The sequence below is a fragment of the Pseudomonas sp. BLCC-B112 genome (assembly GCF_028550695.1).
In the GTDB taxonomy this organism is placed as follows: domain Bacteria; phylum Pseudomonadota; class Gammaproteobacteria; order Pseudomonadales; family Pseudomonadaceae; genus Aquipseudomonas; species Aquipseudomonas danubii.
This window is the reverse complement of record NZ_JAQQGK010000009.1, coordinates 243,106-260,479: the sequence shown is the minus strand read 5'-3', so window position 1 is coordinate 260,479 and position 17,374 is coordinate 243,106. Positions and strand designations below refer to the sequence as shown.

The window sequence follows — 17,374 nt, the reverse complement described above, 5'->3', positions numbered from 1 at the left end:
GGGCTTTTTTATCAAACACCGGTCACTCAGGCATCCAGCTCGGCCCAGCGCTCGACCATCTGCTCCAGCTCGGCATTCAACTGCTCCAGCCGGGCAATGACCGCAGCGGTTTCAGCCGCCGGGCGCTGATAGAAACCGGCATCGGCCATCTCCGCCTCGACCCCGGCAATCTGTTGTTCCATCGCATCGATCTGCCCCGGCAGCGCCTCAAGCTCACGCTGCAATTTGTAGCTGAGCTTCTTCTTCGCCGGAGCCTCTTGCACAGAGGCTGGCGCTGCGGCTTGCACCGGCGCAACCACGGCGGAATTCAGTTCGGCCTTGCCGGACTTGTTCTCGGTAACCCCCAGCAGCCGCGGCGAGCCACCCTGGCGCAACCAGTCCTGATAACCGCCAACGTACTCGCGAACCTTGCCTTCGCCTTCAAAGACCAGGGTGCTGGTCACCACGTTGTCGAGGAAGGCCCGGTCGTGGCTGACCATCAGCACGGTGCCCTGGAAGGTCAGCAACACTTCTTCCAGCAGCTCGAGGGTTTCCACATCGAGGTCGTTGGTCGGCTCGTCGAGCACCAGCAGGTTGGCCGGTTTGCTGAACAACTTGGCCAGCAACAGACGGGCACGCTCACCGCCGGACAGGGCCTTGACTGGCGTACGGGCACGTTGCGGACTGAACAGGAAATCACCGAGGTAGCTCAGCACGTGACGGCTCTGGCCATCGATCTCGATGAAGTCGCGACCTTCGGCAACGTTGTCGATCACGGTCTTTTCCAGGTCCAACTGGTGGCGCAACTGGTCGAAGTAGGCCACGTCGATCCGCGTGCCCTCTTCCACCTTGCCGCTGCTCGGCACCAGACCGCCGAGCATCAGCTTGAGCAAAGTGGTCTTGCCGGTGCCGTTGGCGCCCAGAAGGCCAATGCGGTCGCCGCGCTGCAGGACCATGGAGAAGTCCTTGACCAGGAACGGGCCGTCCGGGTGAGCGAAGCTGACATTCTCCAGCACCATTACCTGCTTGCCAGACTTGTCGGCGGTTTCCAGCTGAATGTTGGCCTTGCCGGTACGCTCGCGACGCTCACTGCGCTCCACGCGCAGCGCCTTGAGCGCACGCACGCGGCCTTCGTTACGGGTACGCCGGGCCTTGATGCCCTGGCGAATCCACACTTCTTCCTGGGCCAGGCGCTTGTCGAACAGCGCATTGGCGGTTTCTTCCGCCGCCAGCATGGCTTCCTTGTGCACCAGGAAACTGGCGTAGTCGCCGTTCCAATCGATCAGGCCGCCACGATCCAGTTCAAGAATGCGGGTAGCAAGGTTCTGCAGGAAGGAACGGTCGTGGGTAATAAAGAGGACCGCGCCCTGGAAATCCTTCAGCGCCTCTTCCAGCCAGGCAATGGCGCCGATGTCCAGGTGGTTGGTCGGCTCGTCGAGGAGCAGCAGATCCGGCTCGGATACCAGGGCCTGCGCCAACAGCACGCGACGCCGCCAGCCACCGGACAACTCGGCGAGGGTCTTGTCGGCTGGCAGTTGCAGGCGGCTCAGGGTGCTGTCCACCAGTTGCTGCAGGCGCCAGCCGTCACGGGCTTCGAGGTCGTGCTGGACGTGCATCAGTTTTTCCAGATCGGCGTCGGTCACGATGTTCTGGCTCAGGTGGTGGTACTGGGCCAGCAGCTCGCCGACACCGTCCAGGCCCTGGGCAACAACGTCGAACACGGTCCGCTCGTCGGCCACAGGCAGTTCCTGAGGCAATTCGCCGATCTTCAGACCGGGTGCGCGCCATACGGAGCCGTCGTCGGGCTTCTGATCGCCCTTGACCAGCTTCATCATGCTGGATTTGCCAGTACCGTTACGGCCGATGATGCACACCCGCTCACCACGGGCGATCTGCCAGGACACCTTGTCCAACAACGGCATGGCGCCGAAAGCAAGGGACACATCGCTGAATTTGAGCAGGGTCATGTTCTTCTCCAAAAACCGGGCGCGCATTCTACCTGACTTGCGCCCTCAGAAGGCCCGCTATTTCGCCACCGGCAACCCCGAAGGCACTTTTGTTGCCAACTGATGCCAAGGGCTCGGCAAAGCTTTCACCGGTTGCTGGCAAAAGGCTAAGCTAGTGAACAATCAGTGTTGGCCTTGTCGGCACTTGTCATGATTTCTCTGCCCGGATGTCTCATGCGCAGTCGCCTTTTCAGCCTTTTATCCTGTCTGCTTCTTTCCGCCACTGCCGTCCAATCCGCCCAGGCGGCGGACCTGACCCAGCAACGCCGATATTACGACGAGGCCAAACGCGCTCTGGCCAAGGGCGATTCAGGCCCTTATTTCCGTTATGCCGATGCCCTGCGCGACTACCCACTGGAACCGTACCTGGCCTATGACGAACTCACAGCCCGCCTGAAGAGCGCCAGCAACGCCGAGATCGAGAAATTCCTCGCCGAACATGGCGACCTGCCTCAAGCCAACTGGATGAAACTGCGCTGGCTGCGCTGGCTGGCGGAACGCGGCGACTGGGCCACCTTCACCCGGTATTACGACCCGAAACTCAACTTCACCGAACTGGACTGCCTCAATGGCCAGTACCAACTGGGCCATAACCTCAAGGCGCAAGGCTACGCCGCCACCGAAAAGCTCTGGCTGACCGGCAAATCACAACCGGCCGCCTGTGACGCGCTGTTCGCCCAATGGGCCGCTGAAGGCCAACTGACCGAACAGAAGCGCTGGCAGCGGGCCAAGCTGGCGGCCGAAGCCCGCAACTACCCCCTGGCCAACAGCCTGGTCAAGAGCATGACCACCCTCGCGCCCCAGGGCCGTCTGCTGGTGGACGTGGCGCAAAAGCCGGAGCTGCTGAGCCAGCCTTCGCGCTTCCAGCCCGCCGATGAGGCGATGTCCGACGTGGTCGGCCTGGGCCTGCGCCGCCTGGCTCGCCAGGACCCGGACAAGGCCATGGCCCTGCTGGACGGCTATGCCAGCAGCATGCACTTCTCACGTGACGAAAAAGTGGCCATTGCCCGCGAAATCGGCCTGACCCTGGCCCGGCGCTTCGACAGCCGCGCCCTGGACGTCATGACCAAGTACGACCCAGAGCTGCGGGACAACACCGTCTCCGAATGGCGCCTGCGCCTGCTGCTGCGCCTGGCGCGCTGGGAAGATGCCTACCAGCTGACCCGCAAGCTGCCTCAGGACCTGGCCAGCACCAACCGCTGGCGCTACTGGCAGGCGCGCAGCCTGGAGCTGGCCCAGCCAAAGAACCCCCAGGCCCTGGCGCTGTTCAAAGGCCTGGCCCGGGAGCGTGATTTCTACGGATTCCTCGCCGCGGATCACGCCAAGGCCCCCTATCAGTTGAACAACCAACCGCTGATGCTGAGCCAGGCAGTCATCAACAAAGTGCGCAACACTCCGGGCGTGCGTCGCGCCCTGGAATTCCATGCCCGGGGCCAGATCGTCGATGGTCGCCGTGAGTGGTACCACGTCAGCCGGCACTTCAACCGTGACGAAATGGTGGCCCAGGCCAGGCTGGCCTACGACCTGAAATGGTACTTCCCGGCCATTCGCACCATCAGCCAGGCCCAGTACTGGGATGACCTGGACATCCGCTTCCCCATGGCTCACCGCGACACCCTGGTGCGCGAAGCCAAGGTCCGCGGCCTGCATTCCAGCTGGGTGTTCGCCATCACCCGCCAGGAAAGCGCCTTCATGGACGATGCCCGTTCCCACGTGGGCGCCAGCGGCCTGATGCAACTGATGCCTGGTACCGCCAAGGAAACCGCGCGCAAGTTCAGCATTCCCCTGGCCTCTCCCCAGCAAGTGCTGGACCCGGACAAGAACATCCAATTGGGTGCGGCGTACCTGAGCCAGGTCCACAGCCAGTTCAACGGCAACCGGGTATTGGCATCTGCTGCCTATAACGCGGGTCCTGGACGGGTGCGGCAATGGCTCAAGGGCGCCGACCACCTGAGTTTCGACGTGTGGGTGGAAAGCATTCCCTTCGACGAAACCCGCCAGTATGTGCAGAACGTGCTGTCCTACTCGGTGATCTACGGCCAGAAGCTCAACTCACCGCAGCCGCTGGTGGACTGGCATGAGCGCTACTTCGACGATCAGTGAAGCCAGCCTTCTACAAGCCCGCAGCGATGCGGGCTTTTTATTGGGCGGCCACCCATTGCGGGAGCTGGCATACCGGCAAAGAGGCCTTCGGACTCGGCGCCAGCCTGATGGCCGCTTTAGCCAGCAAGCCGGCTCCTACACAGGCGCCTGAGGACCTTCGCTGAACTGCAGGGCCGCCAGACGCGCATACAGCGGACTGTTGGCGATCAGTTGCTGATGAGTACCCACCGCCACCAGCCTGCCCTGATCCATGACCGCAATCCGGTCGGCATTCTTCACCGTGGCCAGGCGATGGGCGATCACCAAGGTGGTGCGGTTCTTCATCAGGCTGGGCAAGGCTTGCTGAATCAAATGCTCACTCTGCGCATCCAGGGCACTGGTGGCCTCGTCCAGTAACAGAATCGGCGCATCCACCAACAACGCGCGAGCAATTGCCAGGCGTTGCCGCTGTCCGCCAGAAAGTCCCAGCCCGCCATCCCCCAGATGAGTCTGATACCCCTCTGGCATCTGCTCGATGAACTCGTGGGCATAGGCGATCTTCGCCGCCTCCTGGACTTGGTCCAGGGTGGCATCAGGATTGCCATAGCGGATGTTCTCTTCGATGCTGCCGTAGAACAGCGCCGGGCTTTGCGACACCAGGGCAAAACAGCGCCGCAGATCCAGCGGATCGAGCTGGGTCAGGGGCACGCCATCCAGCAATATCCGCCCCTGCTGCGGGTCGTAGAAACGCAGCAGCAGATCGTAGAGGGTTGATTTGCCTGCCCCCGACGGCCCGACCAACGCCAGGGTTTCTCCGGCCTGAACCTTCAGGCTCAGGCCATCGACGGCGTAGCGGTCCGGCCTTGACGGATAGGAAAAGCTCAGGCCGTCCAACTCCAGATCGCCCTGCACACGTGCCGGCAAGCTCACCAGACCGCTACTGGGCGCCTGGATAATGTTCTCCGCCCGCAGCAGTTCGGCGATCCGCTCCGCAGCTCCGGCAGCGCGCTGCAGTTCGCCAATGACCTCACTCAAGGTGCCAAAGGCGCTACCGACGATCAGGCTGTAGAACACGAAAGCCGCCAGCTCACCGCCGGAAATACGCCCGGCGATCACATCCATGCCTCCTACCCAGAGCATCACCCCCACCGCGCCCAAGACCAGGACGATCACCAGGGTGATCAGCCAGGCGCGCTGGACAATACGCTTGCGCGCGGTATCGAAGGCCTGCTCCACCGTCACGGCAAAGCGCTGCTCGTCCTGGGCCTGGTGGTTGTAGGCCTGGACCGTCTTGATCTGCCCCAGCGTCTCGGACACATAGCTGCCGATATCGGCGATCCGGTCCTGACTCAAGCGCGACAGGCTGCGCACCCGGCGGCCGAAAATCAGGATCGGCACCAGCACCAGCGGCAAGGCCACCACCACGATGCTGGTGAGCTTGGGGTTGGTGACGAACAGCAGGACGATCCCTCCCAACACCATCAGCGCATTCCGCAGGAACAACGACAGCGAAGAACCGATCACCGACTGCAGCAAGGTGGTGTCCGCCGTGAGTCGCGATTGGATCTCCGAGCTGCGATTGTTCTCGTAGAAGCCGGGATGCAGGTAGATCAGGTGATTGAACACCTGGCGCCGGATGTCCGCCACGCAGCGCTCGCCGATCCAGGACACCAGATAGAAACGCACGAACGTGCCTACCGCCAGGGCCAGGACCAGCAGCAGGAACAGGCCAATGGACTGGTTCAGCAAATGCGGGGACTGGGTCATGAAACCCTGGTCCACCAACAGGCGAATCCCCTGCCCCATGGACAAGGTGATGCCCGCGGTAACAATCAATGCCAGCAGGGCGCCGAGCGCCTGCCAACGGTAGGGAGCGATAAAACGGCTGGCCAGATGCAACGCCCGGCGGTGACGAGAAGAGAGCATGCAGTTCATCCATTGACGCACCGGCGACTGACCCGTTGCAGCGGCGGCAACGAGAGGAATTCGCAGGAACTTTGCTAAATCACAATGAGTCAGGTTGATTATGACCGCTGACACTAGCGCCTAGAGATTATCGGTCTAATCCGTGGCTGGCACTCCCCGGGCATTTCTGTTGGAGTGAAGTCGCCGGGCCAGCCCTTGCGGCGGTCTGTAACAGCTTGGTCACCCGGCCATTCTAGAGTAAGCACACAACCTGATGAGGAGACAGGCCATGTCCTTGCAACACAGCAGCAATGACAAGATTCAAGTAATCCGTACCCAGCCGAACCAGTCTCTGGGGTGTGCCATCATCGACGCCCAGGGTCGCGAAGTACCTATTACTGAAGAAATGATCCAGAACGCCTGCCGCGAACTGGAAAAGCGACTGGTCAAGCCTGCTCGGCAAGATTGACACTCAGCCTCATGTCCTCTTGACCCGGCCTGGCGGCCGGGTTTTTTATGGGCGAGCTTTACTGTCTGAACGACTTCAGACTTCGCTGGCGCCCAGGGCCCGAACGATCTGGCTCAGGGCTGGCGAATCACCCTGAATCCGCACTTGCAGCCCGTCAATCTCGCGACGCTCCGGATAATGCTTGCGCAGGCCGTCGAAGGCGCTGCGTTGCTGGGCGACATCATCCGCCAGGCTACGGCGAAAATCCGCATCATCACGGCGCGGGTCATACACCGCCCGGCAGATCATCGCCAGGGCCCAGGCCGGGTCGGCATTGGCATTCAGGCTGACTTGCGGCACCCAGGGCGCCGGCAGCAAGGTGGCCAGGCTGACCTGTTCGGCCTGACCGAGGAAGCGGCAGTAGGCCTGGTAGATCTGCGCCGTGCCACGCTGCTTGCCATCCAGGCTGTAGCCGGCGATATGGGGCGTGGCCAGCACGCACAGGTCCGCCAGCTCGCGATCCACTGTCGGCTCCTCTTCCCAGACATCCAGCACCGCCTGCAAATCCTCACGCTGCAGCAACACTTCACGCAGTGCCTGGTTATCCACCACCGGGCCACGGGCTGCATTGATCAGCCAGGTACCTTGCTTGAGCTGGTTCAAGCGCTGGCGATCCAGCAGGTGCCAGGTGGAATGCTCGCCATGCCGAGCCAGTGGCGTATGCAGGCTGATGACGTCGCAACGTTCGATCAATTGCTCCAGGCTGACGTAGTCGCCGCCTTCCGCCGCCTGTCGCTGCGGATCACAGACCAGGACTTGCCAACCCAGACCGCGCAGGACCTTGATCAGGCGTCCGCCGACTTCACCAGCCCCCACCACGCCGTAACAGCGTTGAGCCAGATCCGCCCCTTCGATCTCGGCCAGGGTCAACAGGCTGCCCAGTACATAATCCACCACGCCACGGGCATTGCAGCCCGGCGCACTGGACCAACTGATACCCGCCTGCTGGAAGTAATCCAGGTCCAGATGATCGGTGCCGATGGTGCAGGTGCCGACAAACCGCACCGGACTGCCTTCCAGCAATTGGCGATCGACTTGAGTCACCGAGCGCACCAGCAACACATCCGCCTGCTCCACGGTCGCCCGATCAATGGCACGCCCGGGGAAACGCCGGATCTCGCCGAAGCCGGCAAAGAACTCTTCGATCAGGGGAATATTTTCGTCGGCAACAATCAACATGGCTGGCTCCTCGTGCGGAGCCGCAGTGTAGGCGCAGATGACAGGCCGAGCCAGCGCGGCTTGAGGTCGAGCACTCATTTCCCCGCGGCCGGCCATTACAAATCCACAACACTGGATTTTTTCCTGACCAGAGTGTCAACGCGTAGACTGTCGCGTCCCGCGCAACACGCCTATGGACGCTACGCCCCGTGAATTCCGTGACCGACACTCCCATCACCCCAGCCACCAGCCGCCCTGCCCGGGTTGGCCGCGAACTGCGCGACCTGCTGCGACTGGCCCTGCCCATCATGATTGCCCAGGTGGCCACCACCGCCATGGGCTTTGTCGATGCCGTCATGGCCGGTCGGGTCAGTCCGCGGGATCTCGCGGCCGTAGCCCTGGGCAACTCAATCTGGATTCCAGTGTTCCTGCTGATGACCGGCACCCTGCTGGCCACCACACCCAAAGTGGCCCAGCGCTTTGGTGCCGGCAAGCTGCACGAGATCAGTCCGGTGGTGCGCCAGGCCCTGTGGCTGGCGGTAGTGACGGGCCTCTCGGCCACGCTGATATTGATCAGCGCCGAACCGATACTGCACCTGATGAAGGTTGATCCGGAACTGATCAAGCCCTGCATGGGTTATCTGCACGGCATCGCCAGCGGCCTGCCGGCTGTAGCGCTGTACTACGTGCTGCGCTGCTTGAGCGACGGGCTGGGCCGCACAGTGCCGAGCATGGTCATCGGGCTTTGTGGCCTGGCCCTCAACATCCCCATCAACTACATCTTCATTTATGGCCACTTCGGTGTGCCGGCCATGGGCGGCGTCGGCTGTGGCTGGGCCACGGCGATCGTGATGTGGGCCATGATGCTGGGCATGGCCGGCTGGGTTCACTGGGCACCGGCCTATCGCAAGATCCAGCTGTTCAGCCGGTTCGACTGGCCACAATGGGCGGTGATCAAGCGCCTGGTGAGTGTCGGCCTGCCCATCGGCATCGCGGTGTTCGCCGAGTCGAGCATCTTCGCGGTCATCGCCCTGTTGATCGGCAGCCTGGGCGCCACGGTAGTGGCCGGACACCAGATTGCCCTCAACGTCAGCGCCCTGATGTTCATGATCCCCTACTCCCTGGCCATGGCCGTAACGGTGCGGGTCGGCCAGTCTCTGGGCCGTCAGCAACCGCGCGACGCACGCTTCAGCGCCGGAGTCGGCATGGGCGCGGCACTGGCCTACGCCTGCCTGTCGGCAAGCCTGATGTACCTGCTGCGTGAACCCATCGCCTCGATCTACACCAACGACCCGATGGTGATCCAGGTAGCCTCGATGCTCATCGTGTACTCGGCATTGTTCCAGTTTTCCGATGGCATTCAGGTCACCGCCGCCGGCGCACTGCGCGGCTATCAGGACACTCGGGTGACCATGATCCTGACCCTGTTCGCTTACTGGGGGATTGGTTTGCCGGTGGGCTACGCCCTGGGCCTGACCGATTGGTTCGGAGCGGCACGGGGCCCGAGCGGTCTGTGGGAGGGGTTGATTGCCGGCTTGACCTGCGCCGCGCTGATGCTGTTAATCCGCCTGACACGCAGTGCGCGCAAGCAGATCCGCATCGGCCGTTCGGCGGGTTAATCGAGCTTCTTGCGAATCCAGTAGAGGTAGGTGCCGGCCTCTTCCTGCTGCGCCACCAGTTCGTGGTCGAGGAACACGCAGAACTTGGGAATGTCGCGGCGGGTGGAAGGGTCGGTGGCGATCACTTTCAGCAGCCCGCCTGCGGGCAGGTCGCGAATGTGCTGGTGCAGCATCATCACCGGCTCGGGGCAATTGAGGCCGGTGGCGTCGAGGGTGCCGTCAACCGGCGTATCGATGATTTGACTCATGGTTCACTCCTGAAACAGGCGGCCATTGTCGCGCAATGGTGCCATAGGGTCATCTGTTGCCGTCGTTCCACGGCCCCGGCCCTGCCGTAGGAGCTGGCTTGCCAGCGAAGGCATCCTCACGCCTTGCACAGCTGCGGGGCCTTTTTCGCCGGCAAGCCGGCTCCTACCTGGAAGCGGGCGGTGTTGCGGGTACTACGCCGACTTGGGCTTTTTCACATCCAGGCGACGCAGGTGGCAGGTCACTTCCTCGCGGTCGTGATACAGCTGCTTGCAGCCGATCGCCACCCGAATTCCCCGCGCCTTGAAGCCCTCTTCAATCCGCTCCAGCAAACGCTTCACTTCGGCGTAACGCTGCTTCATCGGCAGCTTCAGGTTGACCACGGCCTCGCGGCAATGGCCCTCGCCGATCCAGGTTTCCAGAAGTGCGGCGTTGCGCGCCGGCTTCTCGACGATGTCGCAGACCATCCAGTCCACCGGCTGTCGCGGCTTGAAGGTAAAGCCGTCCGCCATCAGGTGTTGCACCAGGCCAGTGTCCATCAGGCTTTCAGCCATAGGGCCGTTATCGACGGCGGTCACCAGCATGCCGCGATTGACCAACTGCCAGGTCCAGCCTCCTGGCGCCGCACCCAGGTCGACCCCGGTCATGTCGCTGTGCAAACGCTCATCCCACTGATCCCGAGGGATGAAGTGGTGCCAGGCCTCTTCCAGTTTCAGGGTCGAACGGCTTGGCGCTTCCCGGGGGAACTTCAAGCGCGGAATGCCCATCGGCCACATGGCCGAGTTGCCGGCATCCGCCAGGCCGACAAAGACTTCACGCCCACTCTTGAAGGTCAACAGCAAGCGCGGCTTGGCGGCATCCTCCACCAGCTTGCCGGCAGCGCTCAGGGCCTTGCGCAGCGGACCTTCGAACTTTTTGCAGAAGTTCGACAGTTCCTTGCCGTCATTGGTATCCACCACCTCCAGCCACAGGCTGCCGCACTGGGGAAAGCCGGCCAGGTAGGCCAGGATCACGCTAATGCGGTCGGTTTCCGGCAACTCGATGAAGCCGCCGCGGGCCCACTGCCGGGGGAAGATCAGTTCGGCAAAGCGCAGCCCCTGCATCAGGCGCTGGGCGCCGTCGTCCTCGGTGCAGATGAACTCGGCGCAGGCAGTGCTGGGCTTGGCCTTGGCGTAGCCGGCGACATTCAGCCGAGCCGCGTGGTCGGCGATCTCGGAGCAGACTTCGCCCTCGAAACCGGGCCGGCAATGGATAAACAGGGTGTTCATTGAATCTCCTGGGCAAATGGCGACGAATCGATGCGCAAACCTGCCCTGTAGCAAAGCCTGTCACGAAAACCGGCGCATCATAACCGAGTTCGGAACCTTGGACTGAACCCAGGAGTCCAGTGATTAGCTATAAGCCCCAAACAGAGCTAGGTTAACCCTCTGTCCGTATCACAGGCCCGTAGCCGTGCGGGCCACAAGGAGTCATTCAATGCCATCCCTCGATAGCCTGAAAACCCTTAAAACCCTAAAAGTCGACGACAAGACTTATCACTATTTCAGCCTGCCGGACGCCGCCAAGAGCCTGGGCGATATCGACGCCCTGCCCATGTCGCTGAAAGTCCTGCTGGAAAACCTGCTGCGCTGGGAAGACGACAAGACCGTCACCGGCGCCGACCTCAAGGCCCTCGCCGCCTGGCTCAAGGAGCGTCGCTCCGACCGGGAGATCCAATACCGACCCGCTCGCGTCCTGATGCAGGACTTTACCGGTGTGCCCGCCGTGGTCGACCTGGCCGCCATGCGCGCTGCCATGGCCAAGGCCGGTGGCGACCCCCAACGGATCAACCCGCTGTCCCCGGTGGATCTGGTGATCGACCACTCGGTGATGGTGGACAAGTTCGCCAGCAGTAGCGCCTTCGAGCAAAACGTCGACATCGAAATGCAGCGCAACGGCGAACGCTATGCCTTCCTGCGCTGGGGCCAGAGCGCCTTCGACAACTTCAGCGTGGTGCCGCCGGGCACAGGCATCTGTCACCAGGTCAACCTGGAATACCTGGGGCGCACGGTCTGGACCAAGGACGAGGATGGCCGCACCTACGCCTTCCCCGACACCCTGGTAGGCACCGACTCCCACACCACCATGATCAACGGCCTCGGCGTGCTGGGCTGGGGCGTGGGCGGGATCGAGGCAGAAGCGGCAATGCTGGGCCAGCCGGTGTCGATGCTGATTCCGGAAGTCATCGGCTTCAAACTCACCGGCAAGCTCAAGGAGGGCATTACCGCCACCGATCTGGTGCTGACGGTGACCCAGATGCTGCGCAAGAAGGGCGTAGTGGGCAAGTTCGTCGAGTTCTATGGCGATGGCCTAGCCGACCTGCCCCTGGCAGACCGCGCCACCATTGCCAACATGGCCCCGGAATATGGCGCCACCTGCGGCTTCTTCCCGGTGGACGACATCACCCTGGATTACCTGCGCCTGTCCGGGCGCCCTGCCGAGTTGGTGAAACTGGTGGAGGCCTATAGCAAGGCCCAGGGCCTGTGGCGCCTGCCGGGCAAGGAGCCGGTATTCACCGACAGCCTGGCCTTGGACATGGGCACCGTGGAGGCCAGTCTCGCCGGCCCCAAACGGCCACAAGACCGGGTCGCGCTGCCCAATGTGGCCCAAGCCTTCACTGACTTCCTCGACCTACAGTTCAAACCCACCAGCAAGGAAGAAGGTCGCCTGGAAAGCGAGGGCGGCGGCGGTGTCGCCGTGGGCAATGCCGACCTGGTGGGCGAAGCCGACTACCAGGACGCAGGCCAGACCTATCGCCTGAAAAACGGCGCGGTGGTGATCGCCGCCATCACCTCCTGCACCAATACCTCCAACCCTAGCGTGATGATGGCGGCAGGCCTGGTGGCCAAGAAAGCCGTGGAAAAGGGCCTGCAGCGCAAACCCTGGGTCAAGAGTTCGCTGGCTCCAGGCTCCAAGGTGGTGACTGACTACTATAAAGCCGCCGGACTTACGCCTTACCTGGACCAACTGGGCTTCGATCTGGTGGGCTATGGCTGCACCACCTGCATCGGCAACTCAGGTCCGCTACAGGAACCGATCGAGAAAGCCATCCAGCAAGCCGACCTCACCGTGGCTTCGGTGCTGTCGGGCAACCGCAACTTCGAAGGCCGGGTGCATCCCCTGGTCAAAACCAACTGGCTGGCTTCACCGCCCCTGGTGGTGGCCTATGCCCTGGCCGGCACGGTACGTATCGACATCAGCAGCGAACCGCTGGGTCAAGGTAAGGATGGCCAGCCGGTGTACCTGCGGGACATCTGGCCCAGCAGCCAGGAAATCGCCGAGGCCGTGGCCCAGGTCAACACACGGATGTTCCACAAGGAATACGCCGAGGTGTTTGCCGGTGACGCCCAATGGCAAGCCATTGAAGTGCCACAGGCGGCCACTTATGTCTGGCAGGACGACTCCACCTATATCCAGCACCCTCCCTTCTTCGACGACATTGCCGGCCCCCTGCCGGAAATCAAGGACGTCAACGGCGCACGGGTGCTGGCGCTGCTGGGGGACTCGGTGACCACCGACCACATCTCTCCCGCCGGCAATATCAAGGCCGACAGCCCGGCCGGGCGCTACCTGCGGGACAAGGGCGTGGAGCCCCGGGACTTCAACTCCTACGGCTCGCGTCGGGGCAATCACCAAGTGATGATGCGCGGCACCTTCGCCAACATCCGCATCCGCAACGAAATGCTCGGCGGCGAAGAAGGCGGCAATACGCTCTACATCCCCAGTGGCGAGAAAATGCCGATCTACGACGCGGCCATGAAATATCAGGCCTCGGGCACGCCGCTGGTGGTCATCGCCGGTCAGGAATACGGCACCGGCTCCAGCCGTGACTGGGCCGCCAAGGGCACCAACCTGCTGGGGGTCAAGGCGGTGATCGCCGAAAGCTTCGAGCGCATCCACCGCTCCAATCTGGTGGGCATGGGGGTCTTGCCCTTGCAGTTCAAGCTCGACCAGAACCGCAAGAGCCTGAAACTCAGCGGCAAGGAGACCCTGGACATCCTCGGCCTGAGCGACGTGGAACTGACCCCGCGGATGAACCTGCCCCTGGTGATCACCCGTGAGGATGGCAGCCAGGAGAAAATCGAGGTGCTGTGCCGCATCGATACGCTGAACGAAGTCGAGTACTTCAAGTCCGGAGGGATCCTGCATTACGTGTTGCGCCAACTGATTGCATCCTGATCCACCACGAAATAAAACACCGCCTCAGGGCGGTGTTTTTCGTCGGCCTGTCGAACAAAACTCAGCTGGTTATACTTGCCGCCCGCCAAAGCTGACTCACCGGTCGCAATGGCGACTACAGATCCGCCGCTGAACAACGTTTCTGCAATACCTCTTTCTTTTGCAACAAGGATTCCAAATGACCGCTTTGCCATGGATGTATCTGGCACTCCTTTCTATCGGCTACGCACTGGCTCTGAGCTACGGGCAACTGGGGCTGCTGGCCGCCCTCTCGATCTTCCTGCTGCTCTGCGCCGGATTTGCCGTACGCCAGCAACACAGCCGCATCGGCCAATACCTGGGCCACGGCCTGTTCGTGGTGCTCGCCCTGGCTCTGGCCATGCACTGGCTGCCAGGCTTCTACAACGGCCGGGCCATCGACCCGCAGCGCTTTACCGACGACGCCGTGCCCTTCTCCATGTACCTGAATCAGGACAAACCGCTGATCGGCTTCTGGCTGCTCTTGGTCTGCCCCTGGATCGTCGGTCGGCGCTCGCTGCGTCTGTCGCTCTACGCAACGGTTCTGGCCCTGACGTTGTGCGCAATCGCTGCATTGGGCGGAGCATTGCTGCTGGGAATCATCAGTTGGGCGCCGAAATGGCCGGATCAGGCCTGGTTGTGGGTGCTGAACAATCTGCTGCTGGTCACCCTGGTGGAGGAAGCGCTGTTCCGGGGTTACATCCAGGGCGGCCTGAGCCGGAGGTTCAAGGCCCTTCCTTATGGTGAGAACCTGGCACTGCTGTGTGCAGCCCTGTTATTTGGCCTGGTACACCTGGGTGCTGGCTGGCAATGGACCCTACTGGCGACCATCGCCGGGGTCGGCTACGGTCTGGCCTATCGCTTTGGAGGCCTGGGTGCGGCAATTGCTACGCACTTCGGTCTCAATCTGCTGCATTTCGGCCTGTTCAGCTATCCGATGCTCGCCGGATAGCCCAGCGAAAAGTTGCCAAAACCAGTACTTCAGGACAATTGACTATCAAGGAAGAAGGTCAATGATTAACGCCTCGCCAAAGCCATCGGAACCGCGGTGGCGCATTTTGCAAGCGACAGCTTCTGCCTAATGAGACCCAGCGCCGATTATTGAAAAATAATTTCAATAATCGGCTGAAGCGGCCGACAACCCATCAAAGCCTTGCGGATTGAAAAACCATGCGTAATAACCAGCCTGTCACTCAGCGCGAACGTACCTTCCCGGCTCAACAACGGTTGATTTCCACCACCGACGCCAAAGGCGTGATCACCTACTGCAACGATGCCTTTGTCGAGATCAGTGGGTTCTCCCGTGAAGAACTGGTTCGCGCGCCGCACAACCTGGTCCGTCACCCTGATGTCCCAGCGGCAGTGTTCGCGCACATGTGGGGCACCTTGAAACAAGGCTTGCCATGGATGGGCATCGTCAAGAACCGCTGCAAGACCGGTGACCACTACTGGGTCAACGCCTACGTGACTCCGGTGTTCGAAGGTAACCAGGTGGTGGGTTACGAATCGGTACGGGTCAAGCCCACCGCCGAACAAGTGCGCCGCGCCGAAGCGCTTTACCAGCGTATCAACTCCGGCAAGTCGGCCATTCCCAAGCGTGACAAGTGGCTACCGGTGCTACAGGACTGGCTGCCCTTCATTCTGGTCAGCCAACTGAGCTTCATGATCGGCGCCTGGCTCAACTCCCATTGGGGCTTCGCCCTGGCTGCCGCGCTCTCGGTGCCGCTGGGCCTGCTGGGCCTGAGCTGGCAGCAACGCGGCCTCAAGCGCCTGTTGCGCCTGGCCGAGCAGACCACCTCCGACCCGCTGATCGCCCAGATGTACACCGACAGCCGCGGCGCCCAGGCACGTCTGGAAATGTCGATCCTGAGCCAGGAAGCACGCCTGAAGACCTGCCTGACCCGCCTGCAGGACACGGCCGAGCACCTCAACGAGCAGGCTCGTCAGTCCGACACCCTGGCCCACAACAGCTCCAGCGGCCTGGAGCGTCAGCGGGTCGAAACCGAGCAGGTGGCCACTGCGGTCAACCAGATGGCCGCCACTACCCAGGAAGTGGCCAGCCACGTACAACGCACCGCCGACGCCACCCAGGAAGCCAATCGCCTTACCGGCCGTGGCCGGGACATCGCCGGGGAAACCCGCGAAGCCATCCAGCGCCTGTCAGTGGTGGTGGGCGAAACCGGCCTGACCGTGACCCAGCTGGCCAAGGACAGCGACGAGATCGGCGGCGTGGTGGATGTGATCAAGGGCATCGCCGACCAGACCAACCTGCTGGCCTTGAACGCGGCCATCGAAGCGGCACGCGCCGGGGAAATGGGCCGCGGCTTTGCCGTGGTCGCCGATGAAGTGCGCCAGCTGGCGCAACGCACCAGCGAGTCCACCGGGCAGATCCACACCCTGATCGCCAAGCTGCAACAAACCGCCGCCACCGCCGTGCAAACCATGGACGCCGGTCACCGTCAGGCCGAAGAAGGCGTGGCGCGGGTGCTGGAAGCCGACCAGGCGCTGGTGGGCATCAGTGAAGCGGTGGCCAACATCACCGACATGACCACCCAGATCGCTGCCGCCACCGAAGAGCAAAGCTCGGTGGCCGAAGAGATCAGCCGCAACATCAGCACCATCGCGCAACTGGCGGACCAGACTTCGGAGCAGGCCCAGCACTCGGCCGAACTCAGCGAAGCCCTGACCCGAACCGCCCACACCCAGTACTCGCTGGTGGAGCGTTTCAACCGCTAAGCCCCCCCCCCCGGGCCGGCGACAAAAAAACCGCAAGCACCGGCTTGCGGTTTTTTATGCCTGCGAACTCGCCCAACAGCCGCAAGAGCGAGCTTGCTCGCGACAGATCTACGCCGCGATCCCCATTCGAGGGCCGGGTGAGCGCTTCGCGAGCAAGCTCGCTCCTACAGGATCAGGCCAGTGTTTGCAGGAACGCAGCGACCTTGGCCGCCGCTGACTCCAGGTGCTGCTCATGGGTGCAACCGGAGGCCTTCAGGGGCTTGAGATCGTGATCAGCGGCCGTCAGCCAATACAGCTCGATACTCGGTGCCAGTGAGTAGGCTTCGACCGCCTGGCGATTGCCCAGGGCGTCACGCTCGCCCTGCACGATCAGGCTCGGCGTCGCCAGTTCGGCCAGGTGCGCCACTCGCGGTTTTTCCGGCTTGCCAACGGCATAGAAGGGATAGCCCAGGCACACCAGGGCATCGGCAGCCAATTCATCGGCCAGCAAACTGGCCATGCGTCCGCCCATGGACTTGCCGCCCACCGCCAGAACCCCAGTGACATAAGGTCGCACCAAGGCATGCACCTCGCGCCAGCACTCCAGGAGTTTGGGTGCCGGGTTGGGCGGGCGCTTGCCGCCATCCAGGCGCCGCTGGGCCATGTAGGGAAACTCGAAGCGCAAGACGTTCACCCCATGCCCGGCAAGGCGTACAGCGATGTCGTTCATGAAGCCGCTGTCCATCGGCGCGCCGGCACCATGGGCCAGGATCAAGGTCGGAGCCTGCAACGGGCTGGCAACAGCGGCGACCTCCCATAACCAGCCCCGTTTCCGCACGCACTGCGCCCATTGATCCCCGTCAATACTGGCCTTGTGCTCATTGCTCATGCTTGCCTCGCTTTTAGTCTGCCTATAACTC

Annotated in this window: 13 protein-coding genes; 6 read left to right on the top strand and 7 right to left on the bottom strand. The window is 62.5% G+C overall.

Annotated elements, in window-relative coordinates:
• Positions 1–26: 26 nt before the first annotated feature.
• Positions 27–1,946, bottom strand: coding sequence for an ATP-binding cassette domain-containing protein (locus tag PQT43_RS23740; RefSeq protein WP_268562481.1), 1,920 nt, complete (start codon positions 1,944–1,946; stop codon positions 27–29).
• A 213-nt stretch (positions 1,947–2,159) separates the two neighbouring features.
• Between PQT43_RS23740 and PQT43_RS23735 the strand changes: the two genes are divergently transcribed.
• Entirely contained in the window at positions 2,160–4,088 is a 1,929-nt protein-coding gene (locus tag PQT43_RS23735) for a transglycosylase SLT domain-containing protein (protein WP_110596935.1), read from the top strand.
• A gap of 135 nt (positions 4,089–4,223) precedes the next feature.
• On the opposite strand, the gene PQT43_RS23730 is transcribed toward PQT43_RS23735, so the two are convergent.
• Positions 4,224–6,002: an ABC transporter transmembrane domain-containing protein gene (locus PQT43_RS23730; protein WP_272754759.1), complete on the bottom strand. Its 1,779-nt coding sequence runs from the start codon at positions 6,000–6,002 to the stop codon at positions 4,224–4,226.
• A gap of 259 nt (positions 6,003–6,261) precedes the next feature.
• Between PQT43_RS23730 and PQT43_RS23725 the strand changes: the two genes are divergently transcribed.
• Positions 6,262–6,441 (top strand): PA1571 family protein, encoded by a 180-nt coding sequence (locus PQT43_RS23725; RefSeq protein ID WP_102863786.1) that lies wholly within the window; start codon positions 6,262–6,264, stop codon positions 6,439–6,441.
• Between the two features lie 75 nt (positions 6,442–6,516).
• Here the strand turns inward: PQT43_RS23725 and pdxB are convergent, their stop codons facing one another.
• On the bottom strand, positions 6,517–7,659 hold the full coding sequence (gene pdxB, locus PQT43_RS23720; protein ID WP_110596937.1) for a 4-phosphoerythronate dehydrogenase PdxB: 1,143 nt from the start codon (positions 7,657–7,659) through the stop codon (positions 6,517–6,519).
• Positions 7,660–7,847: 188 nt separating this feature from the next.
• On the opposite strand from pdxB, the gene PQT43_RS23715 reads away from it, so the two are divergent.
• Positions 7,848–9,257: an MATE family efflux transporter gene (locus tag PQT43_RS23715; RefSeq protein ID WP_102879011.1), complete on the top strand. Its 1,410-nt coding sequence runs from the start codon at positions 7,848–7,850 to the stop codon at positions 9,255–9,257.
• Here PQT43_RS23715 and tusA read toward each other — a convergent pair.
• Positions 9,254–9,505 carry a sulfurtransferase TusA gene (gene tusA / locus PQT43_RS23710; RefSeq protein WP_047302965.1) on the bottom strand — a complete coding sequence of 84 codons (252 nt, stop codon included), beginning with the start codon at positions 9,503–9,505 and terminating at the stop codon, positions 9,254–9,256. The two genes, PQT43_RS23715 and tusA, sit on opposite strands and share 4 nt — an antisense overlap.
• 192 nt (positions 9,506–9,697) lie before the next feature.
• Positions 9,698–10,771, bottom strand: coding sequence for a 23S rRNA (cytidine(2498)-2'-O)-methyltransferase RlmM (gene rlmM / locus PQT43_RS23705; protein ID WP_102863789.1), 1,074 nt, complete (start codon positions 10,769–10,771; stop codon positions 9,698–9,700).
• 208 nt (positions 10,772–10,979) lie between these two features.
• Here rlmM and acnA point away from each other — a divergent pair, with 208 nt between their 5' ends.
• A complete protein-coding gene (gene acnA / locus PQT43_RS23700; RefSeq protein WP_272754754.1) occupies positions 10,980–13,721 on the top strand; it encodes an aconitate hydratase AcnA in 2,742 nt (913 codons plus the stop codon).
• Here acnA and PQT43_RS23695 read toward each other — a convergent pair.
• Entirely contained in the window at positions 13,691–13,915 is a 225-nt protein-coding gene (locus PQT43_RS23695) for a hypothetical protein (RefSeq protein ID WP_146232663.1), read from the bottom strand. The genes acnA and PQT43_RS23695 overlap by 31 nt on opposite strands.
• On the opposite strand from PQT43_RS23695, the gene PQT43_RS23690 reads away from it, so the two are divergent.
• Together PQT43_RS23690 and PQT43_RS23685 are read left to right on the top strand one after the other, a co-directional pair.
• Positions 13,900–14,691, top strand: coding sequence for a CPBP family intramembrane glutamic endopeptidase (locus PQT43_RS23690; RefSeq protein ID WP_253084521.1), 792 nt, complete (start codon positions 13,900–13,902; stop codon positions 14,689–14,691). The two genes, PQT43_RS23695 and PQT43_RS23690, sit on opposite strands and share 16 nt — an antisense overlap.
• 218 nt (positions 14,692–14,909) lie before the next feature.
• Positions 14,910–16,475, top strand: a complete 1,566-nt coding sequence (locus PQT43_RS23685; RefSeq protein ID WP_102863792.1) for a methyl-accepting chemotaxis protein — start codon at positions 14,910–14,912, stop codon at positions 16,473–16,475.
• 172 nt (positions 16,476–16,647) lie between these two features.
• Here the strand turns inward: PQT43_RS23685 and PQT43_RS23680 are convergent, their stop codons facing one another.
• Positions 16,648–17,343 (bottom strand): alpha/beta family hydrolase, encoded by a 696-nt coding sequence (locus tag PQT43_RS23680; protein ID WP_102879008.1) that lies wholly within the window; start codon positions 17,341–17,343, stop codon positions 16,648–16,650.
• Positions 17,344–17,374 lie beyond the last annotated feature (31 nt).

Bases quoted from the DNA above. Each gene is read 5' to 3' on its own strand.
- PQT43_RS23740 (WP_268562481.1), bottom strand. From the start codon at position 1,946: ATGACCCTGCTCAAATTCAGCGATGTGTCCCTTGCTTTCGGCGCCATG.
- PQT43_RS23735 (WP_110596935.1), top strand. From the start codon at position 2,160: ATGCGCAGTCGCCTTTTCAGCCTTTTATCCTGTCTGCTTCTTTCCGCC.
- PQT43_RS23730 (WP_272754759.1), bottom strand. From the start codon at position 6,002: ATGAACTGCATGCTCTCTTCTCGTCACCGCCGGGCGTTGCATCTGGCC.
- PQT43_RS23725 (WP_102863786.1), top strand. From the start codon at position 6,262: ATGTCCTTGCAACACAGCAGCAATGACAAGATTCAAGTAATCCGTACC.
- pdxB (WP_110596937.1), bottom strand. From the start codon at position 7,659: ATGTTGATTGTTGCCGACGAAAATATTCCCCTGATCGAAGAGTTCTTT.
- tusA (WP_047302965.1), bottom strand. From the start codon at position 9,505: ATGAGTCAAATCATCGATACGCCGGTTGACGGCACCCTCGACGCCACC.
- rlmM (WP_102863789.1), bottom strand. From the start codon at position 10,771: ATGAACACCCTGTTTATCCATTGCCGGCCCGGTTTCGAGGGCGAAGTC.
- acnA (WP_272754754.1), top strand. From the start codon at position 10,980: ATGCCATCCCTCGATAGCCTGAAAACCCTTAAAACCCTAAAAGTCGAC.
- PQT43_RS23690 (WP_253084521.1), top strand. From the start codon at position 13,900: ATGACCGCTTTGCCATGGATGTATCTGGCACTCCTTTCTATCGGCTAC.
- PQT43_RS23695 (WP_146232663.1), bottom strand. From the start codon at position 13,915: ATGGCAAAGCGGTCATTTGGAATCCTTGTTGCAAAAGAAAGAGGTATT.
- PQT43_RS23685 (WP_102863792.1), top strand. From the start codon at position 14,910: ATGCGTAATAACCAGCCTGTCACTCAGCGCGAACGTACCTTCCCGGCT.
- PQT43_RS23680 (WP_102879008.1), bottom strand. From the start codon at position 17,343: ATGAGCAATGAGCACAAGGCCAGTATTGACGGGGATCAATGGGCGCAG.